The 22,607-nt window shown below is 64.3% G+C and carries 18 protein-coding genes and 1 riboswitch; of the genes, 9 read left to right on the top strand and 9 right to left on the bottom strand.

All coding sequences use genetic code 11. The annotated features are described in order from the left end of the window. Positions 1 to 69: 69 nt before the first annotated feature. The 5 genes from E5222_RS09010 to E5222_RS08990 form a co-directional block, all read right to left on the bottom strand. Positions 70 to 282, bottom strand: a complete 213-nt coding sequence (locus tag E5222_RS09010; RefSeq protein WP_136693426.1) for a hypothetical protein — start codon at positions 280 to 282, stop codon at positions 70 to 72. Next, complete coding sequence (gene mdh, locus E5222_RS09005; protein ID WP_136693425.1) at positions 283 to 1,245, bottom strand: malate dehydrogenase; 963 nt, start codon at positions 1,243 to 1,245, stop codon at positions 283 to 285. A 282-nt stretch (positions 1,246 to 1,527) separates the two neighbouring features. Continuing rightward, positions 1,528 to 3,363, bottom strand: a complete 1,836-nt coding sequence (locus tag E5222_RS09000) for a putative bifunctional diguanylate cyclase/phosphodiesterase (RefSeq protein WP_246021641.1) — start codon at positions 3,361 to 3,363, stop codon at positions 1,528 to 1,530. 222 nt (positions 3,364 to 3,585) lie between these two features. Then, a complete protein-coding gene (locus tag E5222_RS08995; protein ID WP_136693423.1) occupies positions 3,586 to 3,891 on the bottom strand; it encodes a hypothetical protein in 306 nt (101 codons plus the stop codon). Positions 3,892 to 4,070: 179 nt separating this feature from the next. Continuing rightward, positions 4,071 to 5,003: a cell wall hydrolase gene (locus tag E5222_RS08990; RefSeq protein ID WP_246021639.1), complete on the bottom strand. Its 933-nt coding sequence runs from the start codon at positions 5,001 to 5,003 to the stop codon at positions 4,071 to 4,073. Between the two features lie 203 nt (positions 5,004 to 5,206). After that, positions 5,207 to 5,348: riboswitch (cobalamin riboswitch) on the top strand. A 133-nt stretch (positions 5,349 to 5,481) separates the two neighbouring features. Here E5222_RS08990 and E5222_RS08985 point away from each other — a divergent pair. The 4 genes from E5222_RS08985 (at position 5,482) to E5222_RS08970 (ending at position 9,975) form a co-directional block, all read left to right on the top strand. Continuing rightward, positions 5,482 to 7,437 (top strand): TonB-dependent receptor plug domain-containing protein, encoded by a 1,956-nt coding sequence (locus E5222_RS08985; protein WP_169053536.1) that lies wholly within the window; start codon positions 5,482 to 5,484, stop codon positions 7,435 to 7,437. 86 nt (positions 7,438 to 7,523) lie between these two features. After that, positions 7,524 to 8,303: an ABC transporter substrate-binding protein gene (locus E5222_RS08980; protein WP_136693421.1), complete on the top strand. Its 780-nt coding sequence runs from the start codon at positions 7,524 to 7,526 to the stop codon at positions 8,301 to 8,303. Then, on the top strand, positions 8,300 to 9,250 hold the full coding sequence (locus tag E5222_RS08975; protein WP_136693420.1) for a FecCD family ABC transporter permease: 951 nt from the start codon (positions 8,300 to 8,302) through the stop codon (positions 9,248 to 9,250). Before E5222_RS08980 ends, E5222_RS08975 begins: the two co-directional genes overlap by 4 nt. Further along, the gene (locus tag E5222_RS08970) at positions 9,250 to 9,975 is read left to right on the top strand and encodes an ABC transporter ATP-binding protein (protein WP_211196139.1); all 726 of its coding nucleotides are present in this window, start codon (positions 9,250 to 9,252) and stop codon (positions 9,973 to 9,975) included. The genes E5222_RS08975 and E5222_RS08970 overlap by 1 nt, the downstream gene beginning before the upstream one ends. Here the strand turns inward: E5222_RS08970 and E5222_RS08965 are convergent, their stop codons facing one another. Together E5222_RS08965 and thpR are read right to left on the bottom strand one after the other, a co-directional pair. After that, entirely contained in the window at positions 9,976 to 12,144 is a 2,169-nt protein-coding gene (locus tag E5222_RS08965; RefSeq protein WP_136693418.1) for a M3 family metallopeptidase, read from the bottom strand. It abuts the gene before it with no gap. A gap of 96 nt (positions 12,145 to 12,240) precedes the next feature. Further along, a complete protein-coding gene (thpR, locus tag E5222_RS08960) occupies positions 12,241 to 12,771 on the bottom strand; it encodes an RNA 2',3'-cyclic phosphodiesterase (RefSeq protein WP_136693417.1) in 531 nt (176 codons plus the stop codon). A 122-nt stretch (positions 12,772 to 12,893) separates the two neighbouring features. Between thpR and E5222_RS08955 the strand changes: the two genes are divergently transcribed. The 5 genes from E5222_RS08955 (at position 12,894) to uvrA (ending at position 21,080) form a co-directional block, all read left to right on the top strand. Then, positions 12,894 to 14,231, top strand: a complete 1,338-nt coding sequence (locus E5222_RS08955; RefSeq protein WP_136693415.1) for a surface lipoprotein assembly modifier — start codon at positions 12,894 to 12,896, stop codon at positions 14,229 to 14,231. A gap of 17 nt (positions 14,232 to 14,248) precedes the next feature. Then, positions 14,249 to 15,049, top strand: a complete 801-nt coding sequence (locus E5222_RS08950; RefSeq protein WP_136693413.1) for a hypothetical protein — start codon at positions 14,249 to 14,251, stop codon at positions 15,047 to 15,049. 26 nt (positions 15,050 to 15,075) lie between these two features. Beyond that, positions 15,076 to 16,167, top strand: coding sequence for a HupA family protein (locus E5222_RS08945; protein WP_136693412.1), 1,092 nt, complete (start codon positions 15,076 to 15,078; stop codon positions 16,165 to 16,167). A gap of 48 nt (positions 16,168 to 16,215) precedes the next feature. Continuing rightward, positions 16,216 to 17,985: a transferrin-binding protein-like solute binding protein gene (locus E5222_RS08940; RefSeq protein ID WP_136693411.1), complete on the top strand. Its 1,770-nt coding sequence runs from the start codon at positions 16,216 to 16,218 to the stop codon at positions 17,983 to 17,985. Positions 17,986 to 18,101: 116 nt separating this feature from the next. Beyond that, on the top strand, positions 18,102 to 21,080 hold the full coding sequence (uvrA, locus tag E5222_RS08935) for an excinuclease ABC subunit UvrA (protein WP_136693410.1): 2,979 nt from the start codon (positions 18,102 to 18,104) through the stop codon (positions 21,078 to 21,080). 7 nt (positions 21,081 to 21,087) lie between these two features. Here the strand turns inward: uvrA and E5222_RS08930 are convergent, their stop codons facing one another. Both E5222_RS08930 and E5222_RS08925 read right to left on the bottom strand, forming a co-directional pair. Then, on the bottom strand, positions 21,088 to 21,933 hold the full coding sequence (locus E5222_RS08930) for a DUF3592 domain-containing protein (RefSeq protein ID WP_136693409.1): 846 nt from the start codon (positions 21,931 to 21,933) through the stop codon (positions 21,088 to 21,090). A 23-nt stretch (positions 21,934 to 21,956) separates the two neighbouring features. Continuing rightward, positions 21,957 to 22,523, bottom strand: coding sequence for a hypothetical protein (locus tag E5222_RS08925; protein ID WP_136693408.1), 567 nt, complete (start codon positions 22,521 to 22,523; stop codon positions 21,957 to 21,959). Positions 22,524 to 22,607 lie beyond the last annotated feature (84 nt).

The following is a 22,607-nucleotide window of genomic DNA, read 5'->3' as shown; positions in this document are numbered from 1 at the left end:
CCTATGCCGGCGCACTTCCATGGCGTTTACCCTGCACGCCGACCTTCGCGTCTTCGTTGATGAAGAAACTCATCTGTCTTCCTTGTCCTTCCCGGATCGGCTGCCCGACGGATAGCCGAGCCAGAGCAGGAGCAGGCCGACGATCAGGGCTGGCGGTCCGAGCAGGACCTTGCCCATGTGATCGATGCCATCTTCCGACTGCGCACCGGACCACCCTTCAAAGATCCAGAAGGCGCCGAGAAGCACCAACAGGAATCCGAAAAGGAGGCCGAGAATCTTCACTTACGCCAGCGAGCTATCCAGCCCCTTGCAGGCTTCGAGCAGTTCCTCGACCGCATCGACCGAAACCTTGAGGTTGGCGGCTTCTTCGTCGGACAGTTCGATTTCGACCACGTCCTCGATGCCGTCCGCGCCGATCACGGCGGGGACGCCGACATAGAGGCCGTCCACGCCATACTTGCCATCGACATGGGCAGCGCAGGGCAGGATGCGCTTCTGGTCGCCGAGATAGGCTTCGGCCATCGCGATGGCGCTGGTGGCGGGCGCGTAATAGGCGGAGCCGGTCTTCAGCAGGCCGACGATCTCGCCGCCGCCGCTGCGCGTGCGCTGCACGATCTCGTCGAGGCGGGATGCGTCCACGCCCTTGATCTTGGCAAGGTCACCCACCGGGATGCCGGAGATGGTGGAGTAGGAGAGGACGGGCACCATGGTATCGCCGTGGCCGCCGAGCACGAAGGCGTTCACGTCCTTCACCGAGCATTCGAATTCCCAGGCGAGGAAGGTGGCGAAGCGCGCGCTGTCGAGCACACCTGCCATGCCGACCACCTTGTTGTGCGGCAGGCCGGAGAATTCGCGCAGCGCCCAGACCATGGCGTCGAGCGGGTTGGTGATGCAGATCACGAAAGCGTCCGGCGCATGGTTCTTGATGCCTTCGCCGACCGCCTTCATCACCGAGAGGTTGATGCCCAGCAGGTCGTCACGGCTCATGCCCGGCTTGCGTGGCACGCCGGCGGTGACGATCACCACGTCGGCACCGGCGATATCGGCATAATCATTGGTGCCCTTGATCGATGCATCGAAACCCTCGATCGGGCCGCACTGCGACAGGTCCAGCGCCTTGCCCTGCGGCATGCCCTCGGCAATGTCGAACAGGACGATGTCGCCCATTTCCTTCTTCGCTGCGAGGTGGGCGAGCGTGCCGCCGATCATGCCGGCGCCGATCAGCGCGATTTTCTTGCGTGCCATGGTGAAGTGCCAGGTCCTTCATGCTGCGCGGGCGCAAAAACCGATGGTAAAGGGAGATCCCCGCGCGCCGCCGAAGGGGGATTCGACCCATGTCCTGCCTTCGGCCCTACGCCTCGCATCTTGCCATTGCAACCGCGAATGGCTGCGTAGGGACGCTTATCTTTGCTAACAGTTCGCAATAGCATTTTTGCAGTGCAGCAAAGGTGATTGTTGCGCTAACATTGGCCTACCCGCGCAAGGCAGGGTGCCTTGATATGCAGCAATGATTGGGCGTCGCCCGTATCAGCCGGCGAGGCGCGTGCCGGTGTCGAGAAGCTCTTCCTCGGCCAGCAGCAAGCGGGCGAGGTGTTCGGGCACGGCGCGGCTGAAGTGATAGCCCTGGCCCAGCGTGCAGCCTGCAGCACGCACCACCTGCACCTGCTCGGCGGTCTCGAGACCCTCGGCCACGATCTCCATTCCCAGCGTATTGCCCATTTCGGCCACGGCGCGGATGATCGCATCGCTCTTGCGTCCGGTCTTGGGGCCGGAGACGAAGCTGCGGTCCACCTTGATCGTGCGGAAGGGATATTTGTTGATGTAGTGGAGCGAGGAATAGCCGGTGCCGAAATCGTCGAGCGCGAAGCGCACGCCCTGCGCGGCGAGTTCTTCCATGAACAGCGCGGTTTCCGCATTGTCCTCCACGAACAGGTTCTCGGTCACTTCCAGTTCGAGGCGCGATGGATGGATGCCGGCATCTTCCAGCGCTTTCAGGATGCCCAGCGCCGCGCCCGGCGCGCGGATCTGCACCGGGGAGAGATTGACGGCCAGCTTGATATGCTTGGGCCATTGCGCGGCGGTCAGCGCCGCCTGCCGGGTGATCCAGTTGCCCAGCGTGATGATGAGGCCGGTATCCTCCGCCACGGGAATGAATTCTTCGGGCACCAGCTCTCCCCTTTCCGGGTGGAACCAGCGCACCAGCGCCTCGAAGGCGCGGATGCGGCCCGTGGCAAGGTCGACTATAGGCTGGAAGTAGATCGACAGCTCGTCCTTCTGGATCGCTGCTCGCAGCTCCGCCTCGATCTCCTTCTTGCGCACCAGGTTGCGCGTCATGGCTGAGTTGAAGAAGCAGATTTGGTGCCGGCCCGCGATCTTGGCGTGATAGAGCGCAAGGCCCGCCTGGTGCATCAGCGGGTCGAGCGTCCTTGCCGAAGGACCGGCCAGGCCCACGCCGATCGAGGCACCGCTTTCGATCCGGTGCCCGCCAATGCGCATCGGGGAGGCAAGGTCGGAATTGATTTCGCTGACCAGCGCATCCACCGCGCGGCGCGAGGCCAGGCTGGCAAGGATCAGGAATTCATCGCTGCCGAAACGCGCGATCAACGCGCCTTCGGGCGCCCGGCGCCGCAGCCGCTTTGCCGTCTCGCACAACACCTGGTCGCCCATCGTGTGGCCCAGCATGTCGTTCACTTCCTTGAAGCGATGCAAATCGAGCCAGATGAGCGCCACCTGTGCCTCCGGGTCGGCCCGCTCGAGCAGCGCCTTGCCGGCCACTTCGAAGCCGGTGCGATTGGCCAGCTTCGTTATGCCGTCGGTGCGCGCCTGCTCGCGCATCTCATGCGCCAGCTGGCGGCTCTGGCGTGCAGCCTCCACCTCCTTCGACAAGGTCGTGAAAATGCCCAGGGTCAGCACTACCAGCCCCACCTTCAGCGCGGGCAGGATCACCGCCAGCGCCAGCAGCGGCGCGGTACCGACGACAAGGCAACCGGCCACGATCGGAAGGAAGGTGAGCGCCATCTGGCTGAAGGCGATTGCCGGCCGTCCGGCATTGCCCACCGCGATGCCCGCGCCGAAGATCAGCGCGAAGCCGACCAGCAGGATGCTGACATGCGGGTCTTCCGCCAGCATGAGAGAGGTGCCCCCGGCAGCCCCGGCGGCAGCGGCATAGAGCAGTGCGCCAATCCAGTAGGTGCGGCGCAGGAAGTCGCCTGCTGCATTGTGCCAGCTCTTGGCGCCGATGGCTGTCAGGGCCCGTGTGCAAGCGAGCACGATCAGCGTCATCGCGATCCAGAACAGGAGTGGTTGACTGGTGGAATTGGCCGCAACCGAGCCTACGATCACGCCGCAAGCAGCGCCGGTCAACAGACCCGTCGGCCGCGCATGCAACGCGCTCGTCAGCTCAAGTCTGACTGCGGGATCCGGTGCTTCGAAACCGAGCCTTGCGGCAATCATGTCTTCGAGCTTGCGAATGGGTGCGACTCCTTTTGGAGAAACACCGCTACGCCAGATAAATCACTGCGACGTTAACGCATGGCTTACCGTAAATACCCATAGCCTGCCGGGAAGCCGAAGCGCGGCGGCTCCTCAGCCTGCGTTGGCTTGCGAGTCCAGTTCCTGCGCCATGCGCCGGTCGAGCGTGCGGCAGATTTCCAGCCACCAGCGATAGCCCTGTTCATCGCCGGCATGACGCGCGGCCTTGGCCTTCAGCCGGGCATGGCGTGCGGCGGCGAGCCCATGGTCGGCAAAGTGGCGCAACGCGGCGGTGAGCGCGGTATCGCTGGAGTGCCCGCCGCCATTGTCATTCGCGGGGCGCTGGCAAGCGGCGCGGGCCTCTGCATCGTCCATCCGGTTGCGGATGGAGTGACGCGGGGCGGCAAAGCGAATGGACATTGGAAGGGGGCTCCTGCAGGGTAGTAAGGTGTTGCGGCACGGGGACGCATGCCCGGCGAACGATCCTTTTAACTGCAGCGGTGCTAAACCTTTGTTCGGCAATATGGTTGCGCAAACCTTGCCGGCCTGTCCCGGAACAATACGTAGGGCTGGCAAAGCGCTGCTTTTGCAAGGCCTTGTTAGGTTGAGCCGGGCTCCTTCAGCCAGCTTCCGCTGTCGCGATAGCGTTCCAGCACGGCACCCGATGCGGGCAGCGATGGCGCGGGCGCGCCGGCAGGGATGGGCGCTTGAGCGGCCGGGGTCATGACCTCGGCCTCCATTGCCACCGGTTGCACTGCCAGGGTGGGGCGGTCGTCGCGCCGGGAGGGGTTCGCTGCCAGTCTCACAGCGCTCTGGGCGAAGGGAGTTGGCTCCAGCCCGTCATGCCGCGCGACAAAGGCATTGGCGGCAAAGCCTGCACCGCGCCCGCGATAGAAGCGATGCGCGCCGATCGTACCTACAGTGTCGAGCGAAGAGGCCCAGGACGGGTTGACCGCCAGCGTGTGGTAATGCGTCGCCAGCCCGACGCTCTTATGCACATAGCCCGCCAGCGCGGCACGGGCGACGCGGTTGGCGCGCGCCCAGCCTTCTCCGCGAGCCGGTCGCGACAGCGATCCGTCGCAGGTAAAGGTGAACTGGCACCCGGTCAGCCGTTCCGATCCCTGGTAGACCACGCCGCACACGCTGGCGGGCCATGCCGGATGATGCAGCCGGTTCATCACTACCTGCGCTACCGCGCGCTGGCCGTCCACGCCCTCGCTCGCCGCCTCGTAATAGACGGCTTGGGCTAGGCATTGCTGCGCGCGTGCGCGGGTGTCGGAACTGCCCGCCATCACGAAGGGCCGGGCGGCGCTGAACTTTACATCGGGCGCGGCTGCGGGCGCGGTGCTCGCCACGAATTGCAGTTCGGGCGGCTGGTAGGGAATGGTCTCGGGCAGGACGAAGCGGATCACCTGCGGCTTGGGCCGCTCGATCGGCGAGGCGGCCATGGCGGGAACGGCAATCGCCACGGCGAGCACACCCAGGCGCTTCCACAAGGGCTTTAGGCCTGTCTTGGTATGGCTTGTGGTCATTCTCGGCTTTCCTCGGCGCCGCCTTGGCGCGCTGCCCGCGCGTAGCCTGTCCGCAGGCGTCTTTCCGCCTCCAGATCAAGGCCGTATCGGAACGGGACGGACGGTGCGGCTTGTGTAACCGCGCGCCTCGGCCTATCCCGACCCCATCGTCACGCAATGCCCGGGAGGCCGGGCCGCACCGCTCGCAAAAGGGGTGGTGGTCGAGGGAAGCGGGTGATCCTCTCAGGTAGAGGAAAACCCCGCGCTGCCCCCGCAACTGTGACCGGGGAGCGCTGCCCCATCATGCCACTGGCCCACGGGCCGGGAAGGCGGGGAAGCGCGGCGATCCGGCGAGCCAGGAGACCTGTTGCGAGGCGGTCGTTCGGCAATCGGGCGGGGTGTACCGATAGCCAGCGGAAGCGGACGCGCTGCCCGATTGCGGGCGGCCGCGCCCCTCCAGCCGTGAACGGCATTCAGGCGTTCTGGTGTTGGAGGGATTGTGCGTTTTCTCAAGGTTTTGCTGGTGTCCAGCGCGTTGTCGGCGCTGCCTGCCCATGCGCAGGTTCAACGACCGGTCCAAGGAACGATCCTCGTATTGTGCGAGGAGAAGGACGCGGCCGGCAATTGCGCTTCCTCTGGCGGCACCGGGTGGCTCGATTCCGATCGCATCACCGTGCTCGCCAATGGCATGTGGGAACGCAGGGACCGGGCAGGACAATCCATCTCCGTGCTGGACCGGCATGATCTCGAACAGGCGCAGGGACCGGACATCGCCCGCGCCTTGCAGCGGATGGCCAGCGTCTCGCTCACCCGCAATGGCGGGCTCGGCAGCTTCACCGGCCTTTCCGTGCGCGGCGCCGCGTCGGAACGCGTGCTGGTGCTGGTCGATGGTGTGCGGATGAACGATGTTGCCGGACCTGCGGGTGGTTTCGATTTCGGCAGCGTCACCACGGGGAGCATCGAGCGGGTGGAACTGCTGCGCGGCTCGGGCTCGCTGGTCTGGGGATCGGACGCGCTGGGCGGTGTCGTGCATATGACTACCTTGGTTCCTGACGGACTGGAGGCGAGCGGCGAATATGGCGGCGACGGGCAATTCGCCGGGAATGTCGCGCTGGGGCAGGTGGACACGAGGGGCCTCTCCGCCGGGATCGGCGCAAGCTATGTCACACGCGACGGTTTCTCCGCCGCCGAAAGTGGAACCGAGGATGACGGCTTCGAACAGCTGGCGCTGTCCGCCCGTGGCGAGGCGCGGCTGGGCGGGCCGGTCTCGCTCTTCGCCAGCGCGCGCTACGCGGAGGGTGAGACCGAAATCGACGGTTTCCCGGCGCCCGCCTTCACTCTCGCCGATACGGCTGAGCGGCAGGACATGCGCCAGCTCTCCGGACGCGCGGGGCTGGAGCTTTCCAACGGCTACGATCGGCTGGTGACGCTCTCGCTCGGTCATGGCGAAACGCGCCGCGAACTGGTGGACGAGGCGCTGTCCGAGCTTCCCTATTACGTGACCGATGGCCGTTCGACCCGCGCCGAGATGCGCAGCCGGTTGGGTCTTTCGGACGATTTGGACCTCGTTGCCGGCGGCGACTGGGACTGGTCGCGCTTCACCGATGGGTCTTCGCGTGCGGAGACCGATAGCGGCAGCGGGCATGCGATGCTGGCATGGACGCTGGGGAAGTATCGCAATGCGCAGCTGACAGGGGGTCTCAGGTTCGACCGCCATCGCGACTTCGGCAGTGCGTGGACCTTCGCCGCCAATGGTTATGTCGAACTCGACGAAGGCATGCGACTGCGCGCTGCCTATGGCGAAGGTTTCAAGGCGCCGAGCCTGTTCCAGCTGCATTCGGATTACGGCAATGCAGCGCTGCAGCCGGAGCGCAGCCGCAGTTACGAGGTCGGTCTCGACCTGTTCGAGGGGCGAAGTAGCGGGCGGCGTGCCGGGATCACCATATTCCGACGCGACAGCAGCGACCTGATCGACTTCACCTCCTGCTTTGGTTCGAGCAATCCGATTTGCGCGGATCGGCCCTTCGGAACCTATGACAATATCGGCCGCGCCCGCTCGCAGGGCGTTGAGGTGGAGGGAGGCACGGCTCTCGGCGCAGGTTTCGAGGCCGGGCTCGCTTATGCCTATATCGAAAGCAAAAACCGCGATACCGGCCTGCGCCTTGCGCGCCGTCCGCGCCACGCCGGGACGCTCTCTTTCGACTGGAGCGGGCCGGAGGGCCATATCGGCCTCGGCGCCGATTTGCGCGTCGTTTCAGCGACGTTCGACGATACGGCGAACACGGTGCACCTGCCCGGCCATGCGGTGCTGGACCTGCGCGCGGAGTGGCAGGTGTCCGATCGTTTCACGCTCCATGGCCGGGTCGAGAACGCCTGGGACGAGCAATACCAGACCGCCGCCGGCTATGCGACGCAGGGCCGCGCGGCCTTCATCGGGGCGAGGGCGAGATTGTGATGCGTCCGCACACTTTGTCATTCCCGCGCAGGCGGGAATCGAGGAGGAAGGCGCGCTGGTGGCTCTGGATTCCCGCCTGCGCGGGAATGACCCTGATAGGGTGCGGGGAAGTGCCTGAGGGCGCATCAACAACCGACCACCCGACAATTGTCAGCCTCAACCCCTGCACCGATGCGATCCTCGTAGACATCGCCGCGCCCGGGCAATTGCTGGCGATCTCGCATTACAGCCAAGATCCGGCGGCCACCTCGATGCCGCTCGATCAGGCGCGGCAATACCGCGCCACCGGCGGCACGGTGGAGGAAGTGCTCGCGCTCGACCCGGATGTGGTGGTGGCGGGCAGCTTCCTTGCCCCGGCGACGCGCTCCGCCTTCGAGGCGATGGGGGTGCGGGTGGAGACTGTCGGTATCGCTTCCTCGGTCGAGGAGAGTTTGGGACAAGTGCGAGCGGTGGCTGCACTGGCTGGCGAAGGTGCGGCGGGCGATGAGCTGGTTGGGGAGATCGAAACGGCATGGGACAACGCTGCCTCCGAAGGCGCGTCAGTCCCCACGCTGATGTGGCAGCAAGGCGGCATCGTGCCGGGGCCGGACAGCCTGATCGCGCAGCTGCTGGAGCATAGCGGCTTCACCCTCCATTCCGCCGCGCGCGGGCTTGGGCAGGGGGCCTATCTCCCGCTCGAACGTGTGCTCGCCGATCCGCCGCAGCTTGTGCTCGCGAGCGGCGAGGAGCGCATGCTGGCCCACCCGGTGCTGCGCGAAGTGGAGGGGCTGCGCTACGAGACATTCGACCCCGCGCTTATCTATTGCGGCGGGCCGAGCATCATCCGCACGCTCGATCGGCTGACGGAAATCCGGGAGGGCAAATGACCCGTCCCGTCCTCCTCCTCGCCGGATTGCTGGCGCTGGCGCTACCGCTCTCGCTCCTCGCCGGGCGCGTGTGGATCGATCCCGCCACCACGCCCAACGCCGCGCTGATCGTGATGGAGCTGCGCCTGCCGCGCGCGCTTCTCGCCATCGCCATCGGTGCAGGGCTGGGCGCGGCGGGCGCGGCGATGCAGGGATACTTGCGCAATCCGCTCGCCGATCCAGGCCTGTTCGGCATCGCTCCGGGCGCGGCGCTGGGTGCGGTCATGAGCTTGTGGCTGGGCCTTGCGGGCGGATTGCTGCTTCCGGTGTTCGCCCTCGTCGGAGCGGGCGGAGCGATGGCGCTGCTCGCCCTGATCGCCGGGCGCGGTGGAGGGATTGCGCTATTCACGCTCGCCGGGATGATGATCGCCAGCCTCGCGGGCGCGCTGACCAGCCTTGCTATCAGCCTCGCCCCCAATGCCTTCGCCATGTCGGAGATCGTCAGCTGGCTGATGGGCGCGCTGACCGATCGCAGCTGGGCGGATGTCCGCATCGCCGCGCCTCTGACGCTGGCGGGTATCGGCGTGCTGTGGCTGGCGGGCAGGAGCCTCGATGCCCTGACCTTGGGCGAGGAGGCGGCAAGATCGCTCGGCATGGATCCGCTGCGGCTGCGCTGGCTGCTCATCGTCGGCACCGGCCTCACCGTGGGGAGCGGCGTGGCAGTGGCCGGGATCATCGGATTCGTCGGGCTGATCGTGCCGCATCTCGTGCGCCCGCTGACCGATGGCCGCCCCTCGCGCCTGATCCTGCCCAGCGCACTGGCGGGTGCGCTGCTGGTGCTGGTGGCGGACGTGGTGTGCCGGATATTGCCGCTGGTTACCGAGCTGCGCCTCGGCATCGCGCTCAGCCTCGTGGGTGCGCCCTTCTTCCTGTGGCTGCTGCTGAAGATGCGGCGGGAGCTGGCGTGATGTTGTGGGCGAGGGACATCTGCTTAAGCGGGCGGCTCGATGACGTGACTGCCAAGCTTGAGCCCGGCAAGATCACCGCGATCTGCGGGCCGAATGGCGCGGGGAAGTCGAGCCTGCTCGCCGTGCTGGCGGGCCTGCTCTCGCCCGATAGCGGCGAAGTGCAGCTGGACGATTGCTTGCTCGCGAGTTTGCCCGCGAAACAGCGCGCCCGCCGCATCGGCTACCTCCCGCAAGTGGGCGAGGTGGCGTGGAATCTCTCGGTCGAGGCGCTCGCAGGGCTTGGCCGCCTGCCGCATGGGGACGGCGCGTCCGATCCGGTCGAGCGGGCGTTGGCGGCGGTGGACCTCGCCAACATGCGCCACCGCCCCGCCTCCACCCTCTCCGGCGGCGAAAGGGCGCGGGCCTTGCTCGCACGCGTGCTGGCGGGGGAGCCGCAATGGATACTCGCCGACGAGCCGCTCGCCGCGCTCGATATCGCGCAGCAGCTCGCCATGCTGCGGCATTTGCGCAAAGCCGCGGATCAAGGTGCGGGCGTGGTGCTGGTGCTGCACGACCTGTCGCTGGCGATGAACCATGCGGACGAGGTGGTGGTGCTCAGCGAAGGCCGGCTCCACGAAAAAGGGCCGCCAGAGGCAGCCCTTTCGCGTTCGGTCATCGAAGAAGTCTGGCAATGCCCCGCGCGCTGGCTGGGAGAGCCGGGCGCACGGGCCTTGCAGCTCGGCTGATTACTCGCTCTCGAGCAGGCCGCGCGCTTCCAGCATCGGTTCCACCCGCGGCTCGCGCCCGGTGAAATCGCGATACATCACGTCATAGCTCTTCGAATGGCCCTGGCCGAGGAAGGTCGCGCGGATGTGGTCGCCCACTTCGCGGGTCATCCCGCCATTGGCCTCGACCCAGCTATAGGCGTCATGGTGGAGCATTTCGGTCCACAGATAGCTGTAATAGCCCGCGTCATAGCCGTGGCTGAAGATGTGCCGGAAATAGGGCGTGCGATAGCGCGGCGGGACGAGGTCGGTCTTGAGGCCAAGCCGGTCGAGCGCTGCGGCTTCGAAGCCCATCACGTCCGCCGGAGCTTCGCCCGGTGCCAGCGCGTGCCATTCCATGTCGAGCAGCGCGGCGGTGAGCGTTTCGCCCAAAGCATAGCCCTGGTCGAACTTGCTGGCGCGGTCGATGGCGGAGAGCAGCTCGGCCGGGATCGTCTCGCCGGTTTCCCAGTGCTTGGCGTAATTGCTCAGCACTTCGGGCACGGTGGCGAAGTTCTCGTGGAACTGGCTGGGGAATTCCACCCAGTCGCGCGCTGTGGCGGTGCCCGAAAGGCTCGGATACATCTGGTTGGCGAACATGCCGTGCAGCGCATGGCCGAATTCGTGGAACATCGTGTTCACATCGTCCCAGCTGGCGAGCGCCGGCTGGCCCTCGGCGGGCGGGGCGATGTTCTGCGTATTGGTGACCACCGGCAGGTCGCCGAGCAAATGGCTCTGCTCGACGAAGTTGCTCATCCACGCACCGCCCTGCTTGTTGTCGCGCTGGAACGGGTCGAAATAGAACAGGGCAAGCTCGCTGCCATCGGCATCGAACACGGTGTAGACGGTCACATCCGGGTGATAGACCGGGATGTCGTCGCGCTTCTCGAAGGTCAGGCCATAGAGCTTGTTCGCCATGTAGAAGACGCCGTCTTCCAGCACGCGATCGACGACGAAATACTGCTTGATGGCGTTTTCATCCAGGCTGTAGCGCTCCTGCCGAACCTTCTCGGCATAGTACGGCCAGTCCCACGGCTGGACGGTGAAGTTGTGCCCGTCCTGCGCGATCCGCTCATTCAGCACCTCGGCCTCGCGCTCCTGTGTGGCGGAAAGGGCGGGGACCATCTGGCGCATGAAATCGAGCGCGCGCGAAGGCGTCGCGGCGAAACGGTCATACATCTGCCAGGTGGCATAGTCGGGCGTGTCGAACAGCTCCGCCTTGCGCGTGCGCAGCTCCACGATCTCGCGGATGATGCCGGTGGTGTCGTTCTCCCCGCCGGAGGAGGTGCGGTTGATGCTGGCCTTGTAGAGACGTTCGCGCACATCGCGATTGTCGAGGCTGGTGAGCAGCGGCTGCTGCGTGGTGTTCTGCAGCGTCAGCACGAACTTGCCGGGCACGCCGCGATCGGCGGCAGCTGAAGCGGCGGTGGCGATCTGCCCTTCGGTGAGGCCGGCGAGCTCCTCGCGCGTATCCACCACCACGGCATTGGCGCTGGTGGCGGCGGTCAGCTTCTGGGAGAACTCGGTCTCCAGCTCCGAGATACGCGTGTTGATCTGGCGAAGTTCTTGCTGCGCGGCTTCGTCCAGCAGCGCGCCATTATGTACGAATTCGGCATAGGTCGTTTCGAGCAGCATCGCGTCTTCGGGCGTCATCGTCATCGCCGCGCGATTGTCGTAAACCGCCTTCACCCGCGCGAAGAGCACGGGGTTCAGGTAGATCGCGTCGTTCATCGCGGCCAATTGCGGCGAAAGCGCGCTGTCGGCGGCATCGAGCACGTCGTTCGTATTCGCGCCCACTTCCTGGCTGAAGGGGTTGTAGGCACGGCTGAGCATCTGCCCGGTGCGCTCCGTTTCCACGATCGTGTTGGAGAAAGTCGCGGGGGCCGGATTGTTGGCGATCCGCTCGATCTCCACCAGCTGGATGGCGATGCCCTGTTCGATCGCGGGCTGGTAGTCCGTATCCTGGATCGCGTCGAAATCGGGCGCGTGGAACGGCAGCGTGCTGGGCTGGGCGAAAATGCCGGTGCCCTGCGGCACGTCGGGCAAGTTATTGGCGGCAGTGCCGGGAAGGTCCATCGCGGTGTTGTCCATCGTGGTGCAGGCGGTAAGCAGCGCGATGGCGGCGGTCCCTGCCAGAAGGCGGATGTTCATAGGGTCTCCTGAAATGCGAGCCGGTAAGGGCGGTTTCCTGTGAAACTTGCGCCTGCAAGTAGGGCAATTCGCATGGCGGCACAATGAGCAATGCCGTCAGCAGGAAAAGCGCGCCACTTCCTCATAATGTGCCGGGCCGCTCGAAAGGTGGCTTTCGAACAGCGCGAAATCCTCGACCGTGAAGGGGCCGCAGCGAAGCTTTGCGTGCTGCGCCAGCCAGGCGGGAATATCGGCGCTGTGGCGGCTGAAGCGGGCGAGGGTGATATGCGGCAAATATTTGCGGGTCTCGATGTCGAGGCCGAGCGCGCGGCAGGCGCGGTCCACCTGCCTTTGCAGCGCCACCAGTTCGGGTGAAGGCTCGATCCCCGCCCAGATCGAATGCACCAGCCCCTTGCGCTCGAAATGCCTTACTCCGGCAATCGTCAGCTCGAAGGGATCGAAGCTGACGCGGGACAGCGCATCGACCACATCGCCCAATGCCGCCTCCGCCACATCGCCCATGAAAGTAAGCGTGACGTGCAGCTGCTCCTCATCCTGCCAGCGCGCGTTCTCGACAGCCTCCATCGTGTCGATCAGCGCGTCCATGACAGGCGCGGGCGGGCGGATGGCGGTGAACAGGCGGGGCATGGGATATGTCCTTGTACGAGGAGTCGGGCTTTGCCCAGATACAAGCAGAAATGGCGCCAACTGAGATGGACATTGCAACCAGTCGGCAATAGGCAGGGCGCGATCCAAGTCAAACGCAAGTAATGTCAGCCAGATATTTCAACATCTTCGCCGCGTGGGCGATCCTCGCAGTGCTTCCCCATGCAGCGCAGGCGCAATCCGCGCCCGAACCTGCGCGCGCCATGAGCCTGACCCCGGCGGAGCTGTTCCGCTTTGCAGACGAGGCGCGCGATGCCGGCGATTACGATACGGCGGAGGCGGCCTATCGCGCCCTTGCCGGCAATCCCGATGCTGAGCTGCGAACCGAGGCGCGCTTTCGCCTTGCGCTGATGCTGGCCGACCAGAAGCAAGATTACGAGGCGGCCGCCGTCCTGTTTCGCGAGATCCTGGACGAGAAGCCCGATGCGGTGCGCGTTCGCGTGGAACTGGCGCGCATGCAGGCGAGCCTCGGCAATTTCGAAAGCGCGCGGCGCGAATTGCGCGCGGCGCAGGCCGCCGGATTGCCCCCGCAGGTGGAACAGCTGGTCAGCTTCTATGCTGCGGCGCTGGCGGCGCGCAAAAGGGTCGGCGGCTCGGTCCAGCTGGCGATCGCGCCCGACAGCAATATCAACCGCGCCACCCAGTCGGAGACGCTGGAGACCATCATCGGCGATTTCGACCTGAGCGAGGATGCGCAGGCGACCTCCGGCATCGGCCTCGCCCTGCGCGGGCAGGGCTATTACCGCCTGCCGGTGGGGGAACGCACCGATATCCTGCTGCGCGCCAATGGCTCCGCGCGCTTCTATGGCCGGGACGAATTCAACGACTATATCGCCTCGCTCCAGCTCGGCCCGCAATTCACCATGGGCGGCCAGCGGTTGTCCCTGGCCGCGCTCGTCAGCCATCGCTGGTTCGGCAACGAGGCTTACAACCTTGCCTATGGCGTGAGCGGCAACTGGCAGAAACCGCTCAGCGAAACGACACGGCTGACGCTGGATGCCACCGCGATCCTTTCCGAGGACAAGCAGAACGAGCTTCGCGATTCCACCCGCTATTCGCTGGCGGTGGGCGTGGACAAGGCCTTCAGCGCGCGACTGGGCGGGGGCTTGCGAGTATCGGGCAATCGCGACGATGCGCGCGATCCGGGCTATGCCACAACCAGCGGCGGCGTGGACGGTTACCTCTTCCGCGAGGTGGGGGAGACGACCGTGGTGCTGAGCGCCGGTTACGACCACCTCGAAGCCGACAAGCGCCTGTTCCTCTACCCGCGCCGCCGGGTGGATGACCGCTTCGAACTGGGCCTGTCGGGTACTTTCAGATCGTTCCGTATTGGATCGTTCGCCCCCTTGGCGACAATTCGATACGAGAATAATTCTTCCACAATAGATATTTACGATTATCAAAGAATCGCAGTGGAACTCGGAGTTACTGCCGCGTTCTAAGTGTAGAGGGGGTAGACATGGGGCACATCACCACGCTTTCGCGCGTCTCGTTCATCGCACTTGGCGCGGCCTCGCTGGCCGCTTGCGGGGGCGGTGGTGGCGGAGGCGGTGTCGTGACCAACCCGCCGCCCGTAGGTGGGACGCCCACGCCAACGCCGGGGGGCACGCCGACACCGACGCCCGGCGGGACGCCCACGCCGACGCCCGGCGGCACGCCCACGCCGACGCCCACCGGCACACCCACGCCCACGCCCACCGGCACACCCACGCCGAGCCCGACCCCAACGCCCACGCCAACGCCGCCGGCGACGAATGACGACCTGCTCGGCCCATTGGCGAGCGATACTTTCACCATGCAGGGACTCAGCTCCACGGTCAGCATGCCCTTCGATGAACCGGGCACGGCCTCGACCAGCGGGGCCAGCGGGCAGATTGCCTATGACAGCGGGTCGGACAGCTACACGCTCACCGTGGGCGGGGATGGGCTGACCTTTGGTCCGGGCGAGTTGAGCATCGCTTCATCCAACCAGAATCGTTATGAGGCTGCCGGGTCCGGCATTGTCGAGCTTGCCGATATCGGGAAGGGATATGAGAATGTCGGCGGTATCGGGCAGAGATACGTCCTGCCGGTAAACTGGGTCACCGTTGAGGATTACGGGTCCGGCGCGGACTATGTCGTGCGCAGTATGCTCTTCGGTTTCGAAAGCGATGCGTCGGCGGTTCCGACGTCCGGCAATGCCTCATACCAGCTAACGCTGATGGGTGCGCGCAATACCGATCAGACCACCGGGCTTCTGCTGCTGAGCGGGGGGGTATAGCCTATCTCGATTTTTCCTCGGGCCTGTTGGAGTTCGATGCCCTGACCATTTCGCGTCGAGCAGATGGTACAGGTATCCTTGCTACCAGTTTTATCGGCGATTTCTCCGGCCAGGGAACGATTTCGTCCGCTTCCAATGGCATTTCAGGCACATTCACCGCTACCAATGACGAGGGCGCAACTGAATATAGCGGCACGTTCGCCGGCTCGTTCTTCGGACCTGCTGCAGAAGAGTTGGGGGCCGTTGCCTCGGGTTCCTCGGCCACCGGTGAATTCTTCACTGCCACGCTGGCAGGCGATCGCTACCCTGATCTTGCTGCGGGGGTAACGCTCGCGGGTCAGACGGAACTGCTCATCAGTCAGGGACCAAGTGTTTCCAGCGAGACAGGCGGCACGCTGCTCTCCTTTGTCTCTGGCGGCTACAATCTGGAATACGATCCCGCGACGGATAGCTATCTCATTTACGATGACGACCTCAGTCCCAGCGTCGTCGGGGAAGAGCTGACCTTCGGCGGGAGCGAGCGCGCGCCAGGGCGCGACACGCCCGATTTCGACTTCTACGTCATCACCAACGGGCTGGAGGAGAAGGAATTCGCGGTTTTTGACGGCAGCGATGCCGAGGTTACGCTGACATACGCCAACTTTGGACGGCTGATCACTACCCAGGGCAATGGGATCGGCGGTATTGCGGACCAGCACGCGGACTACTTCGGTTTCGGACTGGTGACGCCCTATCACCAGGTTCCGCGGACGGGGTTGGCCACCTATTCGGGCAGCCTCTATGGACACATAACCGGTGGTACGGAGCTTGGTGCGGAGATCTATGGCAGCTCGGCCTTCGGCTTCGATTTCGCCGCAAGTGATTTTATTGCGATTCTGACGGTCAACACCGATAATGGTGTGGGCGGAGATCTGGAACTCGGTGAGTTCATATTCGAAGGGCAAGACGTGCCATACGGCAACGGCTTTTTCGGCTCGATCGACATTGGCGCCGATGAAGGCTCACTGTTCGGCCAGTTCTATGGTGACACGGCGCAGGAATTGCTCGCCGCCTTCTCCATCTATGACGCTACGAATGACCAGACCTATGTCGGGATTACAGGGGCCGTGCAGGATTAGGTTTTATCGGGCGCTACGTCCGCGCTTGGCATGAATAGGGGGAATATAATGGGCCGCATCACCACGCTTTCGCGCGTTTCGTTCATTGCGCTTGGCGCAGCCTCGCTGGCCGCCTGCGGAGGCGGTGGTGGCGGAGGGGGCGTGGTGACCACACCGCCGCCCGTCGGTGGAACGCCCACGCCAACGCCGGGGGGCACGCCGACGCCGACGCCCGGCGGGACGCCCACGCCTACGCCTGGCGGAACGCCGACCGGTGCGAATGACGATCTGTTTCAGCCGCTGGCAAGCGAAAGTTTCGTAAACGATGCGGTTGGCAGTGCGGCGCGCGTCGGCAATTCGGGATCGTTTGACATCCTGTGGGTCGAGAAGTCCAACCTGACCATCAGCTATAGTGCCTCCGATAACAGCTACACAGTGGCGACGGCGAGGGATTCCGGACGCTTTTTGCCCGCCGACATCATCTATGAGGACACCGCCCAATGGGTGTTCGAGAGCATCAATGGCAATACCACTGACCGGCTGTTGCTCACCAAGCCCGGTTCGAGCGGTAGTTTTACCTACCGCTATGTCGGAGGGGCGACCTGGGAACACAACGAGACTGATTCTACCGGGGTTACCGGAAGCGTCCACGCCTTTACCTATGGCGTTCCGACACCGGCGGCGTCGCTCCCGGTCACCGGGCGGGGGTTCTTCGATATCGACGTCCTGGCGAGCGATGCCGACATCTCATATGTTGGCCAGGGCGAGGCGGTGATCGATTTCGGATCGGGCAGGCTGGACTTCATCGCCCCACTTGATCGGGTGCTCTCTGACGGCAGCGTCTTCGAGGACTACGCCGACTTCATCGCAACTGCCGCTCTCGGTTCCGGTAACAGCTTCTCCGGAAGCTTCGAGTTTTGGCCAAATATTACAGGTGAACTCGACGGTCGTTTGTACGGACCGGGCGCGGATGAAATTGGCGCCACTTTCATAGGAACCGATGCGTCGCTTGGTCGGCCGTTCGGCGGATTCGTGGTTGGCCGCCGCCAAGACCTTCAGACTCTGGCGGACTTCTCCGGACTTATCGACAATGGCAGTTTCTCGGCATCGAGACTGGTTCGGTATTCTGAGAGCGGATTGGGCTCCGTAGATTCATACGACGACACGGATTTTAGGAATTTCGCCCACTATGATGGATCGACCTCTCAATATGAGGTCAATGTCGGCGGCTACACCTATGGTTTCGGTCCAAGCGATTTTGTTGGATCGGACGGGCGCTTCGCCGAGTTTGTCGATAGTGACGGCATTTCCTACAGGGTGTTCGAAACCGGTCCGGGCAATCCGGATATCGAGCTGACCTATGCCAGCTTTGTATGGATGAATTCTGTCGAGGTGGATGGTTCCGTGCTCGTTGATGACAATCATTTCATCGAGTTCGGTCTCCGCTCCGACATGAGCCCGCAGACCGGTGAGGCGACCTATTCGGGGCGCCTCTACGGTGTCGCCGTAAGCGACGAACGCGTATTCGATCTGACGGGGACCACATCTTTTGCGATTGATTTTGCTGATACTTCGCTCACCGGGCAGTTTCGGCCGACGGCGCAGAACCGTGCAGACGGCATGTCTTATGCTGTATCCCCTATAGATCTGACTGGCAGTCTAAATGGGGTTTGGATCCAAGCACATGGGAATGCTTTTTCATTTCACGTTGATGGACAGCTCTACGGGCCGCTCGGCGAGGAAATAGCCGGTATATTCAACGGCCACATTGGCGACGATCCGGTCAATACAGGCATTTCGATGTTTGGCAGCGGAGCATTTGTCGGCACGCGGGATTAGGCCAGGGGCCAAGCCCCCCTTGACCTGTGTGAACATTTGCGGAACATTCGGCCTTGGCGAACCTCGCCAAAGGTCCACTGGACTCTGTCCCGCAAACACACCACATGGGCTGGCATATGGCTCTCACCACTATTTCCGTCCGCGGCGCCCGTGAGCACAATCTCAAGGGCGTCGATATCGACCTGCCGCGCGATGCGCTGATCGTGATCACCGGGCTTTCGGGCTCGGGCAAGTCCTCGCTCGCCTTCGATACGATCTATGCGGAGGGGCAGCGGCGTTATGTCGAGAGCCTTTCGGCCTATGCGCGCCAGTTCCTGGAGATGATGCAGAAGCCCGATGTCGAGCATATTGACGGGCTCTCTCCCGCCATCTCGATCGAGCAGAAGACGACGAGCCGCAATCCGCGTTCCACCGTGGCGACGGTCACCGAGATCTACGACTATATGCGCCTGCTCTGGGCGCGCGTGGGCGTGCCCTATTCGCCCGCCACCGGCCTGCCGATCGAGGCGCAGACGGTTTCCAACATGGTCGACCGGGTGATGGCGCTGCCCGAAGGCACGCGGCTTTACCTGCTCGCGCCGGTGGTGCGCGGCCGCAAGGGTGAATACCGCAAGGAGCTGGCCGAATGGCAGAAGGCGGGCTTTACCCGCGTGCGCATCGACGGCGAGATGTATGCGATCGAGGATGCCCCCGCGCTCGACAAGAAGTTCAAGCATGACATCGAGGTGGTGGTCGACCGCCTGGCGGTGAAGGCCAAGGGAGATACGTCTATTCAGACACGGCTTGCCGACAGTTTCGAGCAGGCGCTGAAGCTGGCCGAGGGGCTGGCCTATGTCGATCTGGCGGACGCGACTGTCGCCGAAGCTCTCAGTTCCGTTCGCCCTGAGCCTGTCGAAGGGCCGCTCTCTTCTTCGGAAGTGAAGGACGGTGCTTCGACAGGCTCAGCACGAACGGATCAGGGAGGGAAACTCAAAGGCGCCGGCATCCCCGCCAACCGCATCGTCTTTTCGGAGAAGTTCGCCTGCCCGGTCTCCGGCTTCACCATCGAGGAAATCGAGCCGCGCTTGTTCTCCTTCAACGCGCCGCAGGGGGCCTGCCCGACCTGCGACGGCATTGGTGAAAAGCAGCTGTTCGATCCGCAGCTTGTCGTGCCGAACGAGGACCTCAGCCTGAAGAAGGGCGCGGTGGTGCCCTGGGCCAAGTCCAACCCGCCATCGCCCTATTACATGCAGGTGCTGGGCAGCCTGGCGAAGGCCTATGACTTCGACCTGGAAACGCCTTGGAACAAGCTGGAGCAGGACCAGCGCGACATCATCCTGCATGGCACGATGGGCCATCGCGTGGCGCTCACCTTCAAGGACGGGCGCAAGGAATATACCGTCCACAAGCCGTTCGAAGGTGTGATCGGCAACCTCAACCGCCGCCTGCTGCAGACGGACAGCGCGTGGATGCGCGAGGAGCTGTCTCGTTTCCAGACCGCGCAGCCTTGCGAGACGTGCCACGGCGCGCGCCTCAATGAAAAGGCGCTGGCGGTGAAGGTGGCGGGCGAACATATCTCCATGCCCACGCGCCTTTCCGTGTCGGACGCGCTGGAATTCTTCGAAACGCTGCCGGACAAGCTGACCGAGACGCAGAACCAGATTGCCAAGGCAATCCTGAAGGAAATCGTCGAACGGCTCGGCTTCCTCAACAATGTCGGCCTCGACTACCTCAATCTCGACCGGACCAGCGGCACATTGTCTGGGGGCGAGAGCCAGCGCATCCGCCTCGCATCGCAGATCGGCAGCGGGCTGTCGGGCGTGCTCTATGTGCTCGATGAGCCGAGCATCGGCCTGCACCAGCGCGACAATGACCGCCTCTTGGAAACGCTCAAGCGCCTGCGAGACCTTGGCAATACGGTGATCGTGGTCGAGCATGACGAGGACGCGATCCGCGCGGCGGACCATGTGGTCGATCTCGGCCCCGGCGCGGGCGTGCATGGGGGCGAGGTTGTGGCCGAGGGTACGCTCAAGCAGGTTCTGAAGTCGAAGAAGAGCCTGACCGCGCAATACTTGAACGGCACGCGCGAGATCGAAGTCCCGGCCAAGCGCCGCAAGGGCAACGGCAAGAAGCTGATCGTCCACGGCGCCACGGCGAACAATCTGAAGAACGTGACCGCCGCCATCCCGCTCGGCACCTTTACCTGCATCACCGGCGTTTCGGGGAGCGGCAAGTCCAGTTTCACCATCGACACGCTGCATGCCGGGGCTGCCCGTGCGCTCAACAATGCCCGCGTGGTGGCGGGGCCGCATGAAAAGATCACCGGCCTCGAATATTGCGACAAGGTGATCGAGATCGACCAGTCGCCCATTGGCCGCACGCCGCGTTCCAACCCGGCCACCTATACCGGCGCCTTCACCAATATCCGCGACTGGTTTGCGGGCCTGCCCGAAGCGCAGGCGCGAGGCTACAAGCCGGGGCGCTTCAGCTTCAACGTGAAGGGCGGCCGGTGCGAGGCGTGCCAGGGCGACGGCCTGATCAAGATCGAGATGCACTTCCTGCCCGACGTCTACGTCACCTGCGAGGAATGCGGCGGCAAGCGCTATAATCGCGAGACGCTGGAAGTGAAGTTCAAGGGCCACTCCATCGCCGACGTGCTCAACATGACGATCGAGGATGCGGAGGAGTTCTTCAAGGCCGTGCCCCCGATCCGCGACAAGATGCACATGCTGAATGAAGTGGGGCTGGGCTACGTCAAGGTGGGCCAGCAAGCTACCACGCTCTCAGGTGGCGAGGCGCAGCGCGTGAAACTGGCGAAGGAGCTTTCCAAGCGCAGTACCGGGCAGACGCTCTACATCCTCGACGAGCCGACTACGGGCCTCCATTTCGAAGATGTCCGCAAGCTGCTGGAAGTGCTGCACCGGCTGGTGGACCAGGGCAATTCGGTGGTGGTGATCGAGCATAATCTCGATGTCATCAAGACGGCGGACCACATCCTCGACCTCGGCCCCGAAGGCGGGGTTCGCGGGGGCGAACTGGTGGCCGAAGGTACGCCGGAAGATGTCGCGAAGAACCCGCGCAGCTTCACCGGCCAGTATCTGAAGAACATGCTCTAGGCGGGGCTCAGAACACCCCGCTGGCCATCACCAGCCCGATCGCCGCGAAGATCGCGCCGGTCGCCACCAGCGGCAGCACCATGGAGCTCGGCCTGAACCTGCCCGCCGTCACGGCCAGCTTGCCGTTATAGGGATCGAAGGCGGCGGGCACGGTCTGCCCGATATCCTCCCTGTCGAAGTCGCGCAGATCCACTTCGCACGTCTCCACGCCCTCATAGGGGCCGCCGAGGATGCGCATCACCGGCACGTCATAGTCGTGCCGCTCGGTATCCTTGTGCACCTCTATGGCAACCAGCTTGGCCATCACTTCCAGCGAGCGCGGACCGCTGCGCCGGCGGGAGAAGTGGGTGACGATCCCCGCCGCGATCACCCCCAGGCCAATCAACACCAGGGCAACGGGTAGGGCGGTCTCGCCATCCAGCGCGGGCAGGTTGGGCACGATGATGAAGGCGAGGCCCCCCACCACGAAACCGGTGCAGAGGAAAGGCCAGATGGTCAGCGCCCGCTCGGTGCGGATCGCGCCGCTTGCAGGGTCGTATTTCGCAGGCCAGACCGTGCCGATGGGATAGGCGTTGTGCATATGCACCTCGCTGGAGGTATGGCGCACACCCGCATCGGGCCCGTCCGCCAGTTCGAACACCGGCTTGTAGCCCCGCCGCTCCTCCCCGGTCTCCCGGTCCGCGCTCAACCGCGTGTCCTCATGCGCGACGACACGCGCCTGCACTTCGCCCGCACGGCTGTGGAACCGGCCGAGATAGACCGCAAGGCCCGCGCCCAGCAGGATGAGCACCACGCCCATCACCGCGAACACGCCCGTCACCGCGGTAAAGACCAGGTCGAACAGCTCGGACATGGCTACCCCCTCAGCCGCCGCGATCAGCGCGGCCAGCTGTCCATGGGGAGGATGTCGAAGCCCTGCTGCACCTCGATCGCATCCGAGTTCCTCATCTTGTTGTCGCGGAAGGGGATGCCGCGCTTTTCCAGCGACTTGAACACATCCAGCACCCACACGCCGCCTTCCTGCGCGGGCAGCTCCATGGTCTTGCCGTTCTTCAGGTGCACATAGAAATAGCGGGTCACCGACCCGCCATTATGCGCGTTCTTCAGCGCTTTCCGTATGCTCTGCACCCCGGCAATATCGGCCAGCGGCAGGCGGAAGGAGGCGAACAGCGTCTCCACCGGGGAATCCCAGCTGAGCATGCTGTCCCCCACCTCGACCCGCCAGCTGCCCGTGGCCCCGGCATAGGCCTTCACCTCGCGCAGCAGGCTGGAGCTCATGCCAAAGCCGATCAGGATGAAGAGGCCCAGCACGATCCGCGCGAACCAGGAATCGATCATCCACGCACCCACGCCCATGGCAATGGTCACCAGCACGGCGATGAGGAGATGAAACACCTTCATCGCGACAGACGACTTGGCACTGGCTTCGAATACTTCCGGCATGCGATCCCCCAATTGATACGCCGCCAATCCCTAGCGGATCGCGCCTACGGCCGGGTTAATGGGGGTGCTATGCGGGGGAGTATC

The organism is Alteraurantiacibacter aquimixticola (assembly GCF_004965515.1).
Classification (GTDB): domain Bacteria; phylum Pseudomonadota; class Alphaproteobacteria; order Sphingomonadales; family Sphingomonadaceae; genus Alteraurantiacibacter; species Alteraurantiacibacter aquimixticola.
The sequence above is the reverse complement of the archived record's forward strand: the minus strand, read 5'-3'. Positions and strand labels throughout refer to the sequence as shown.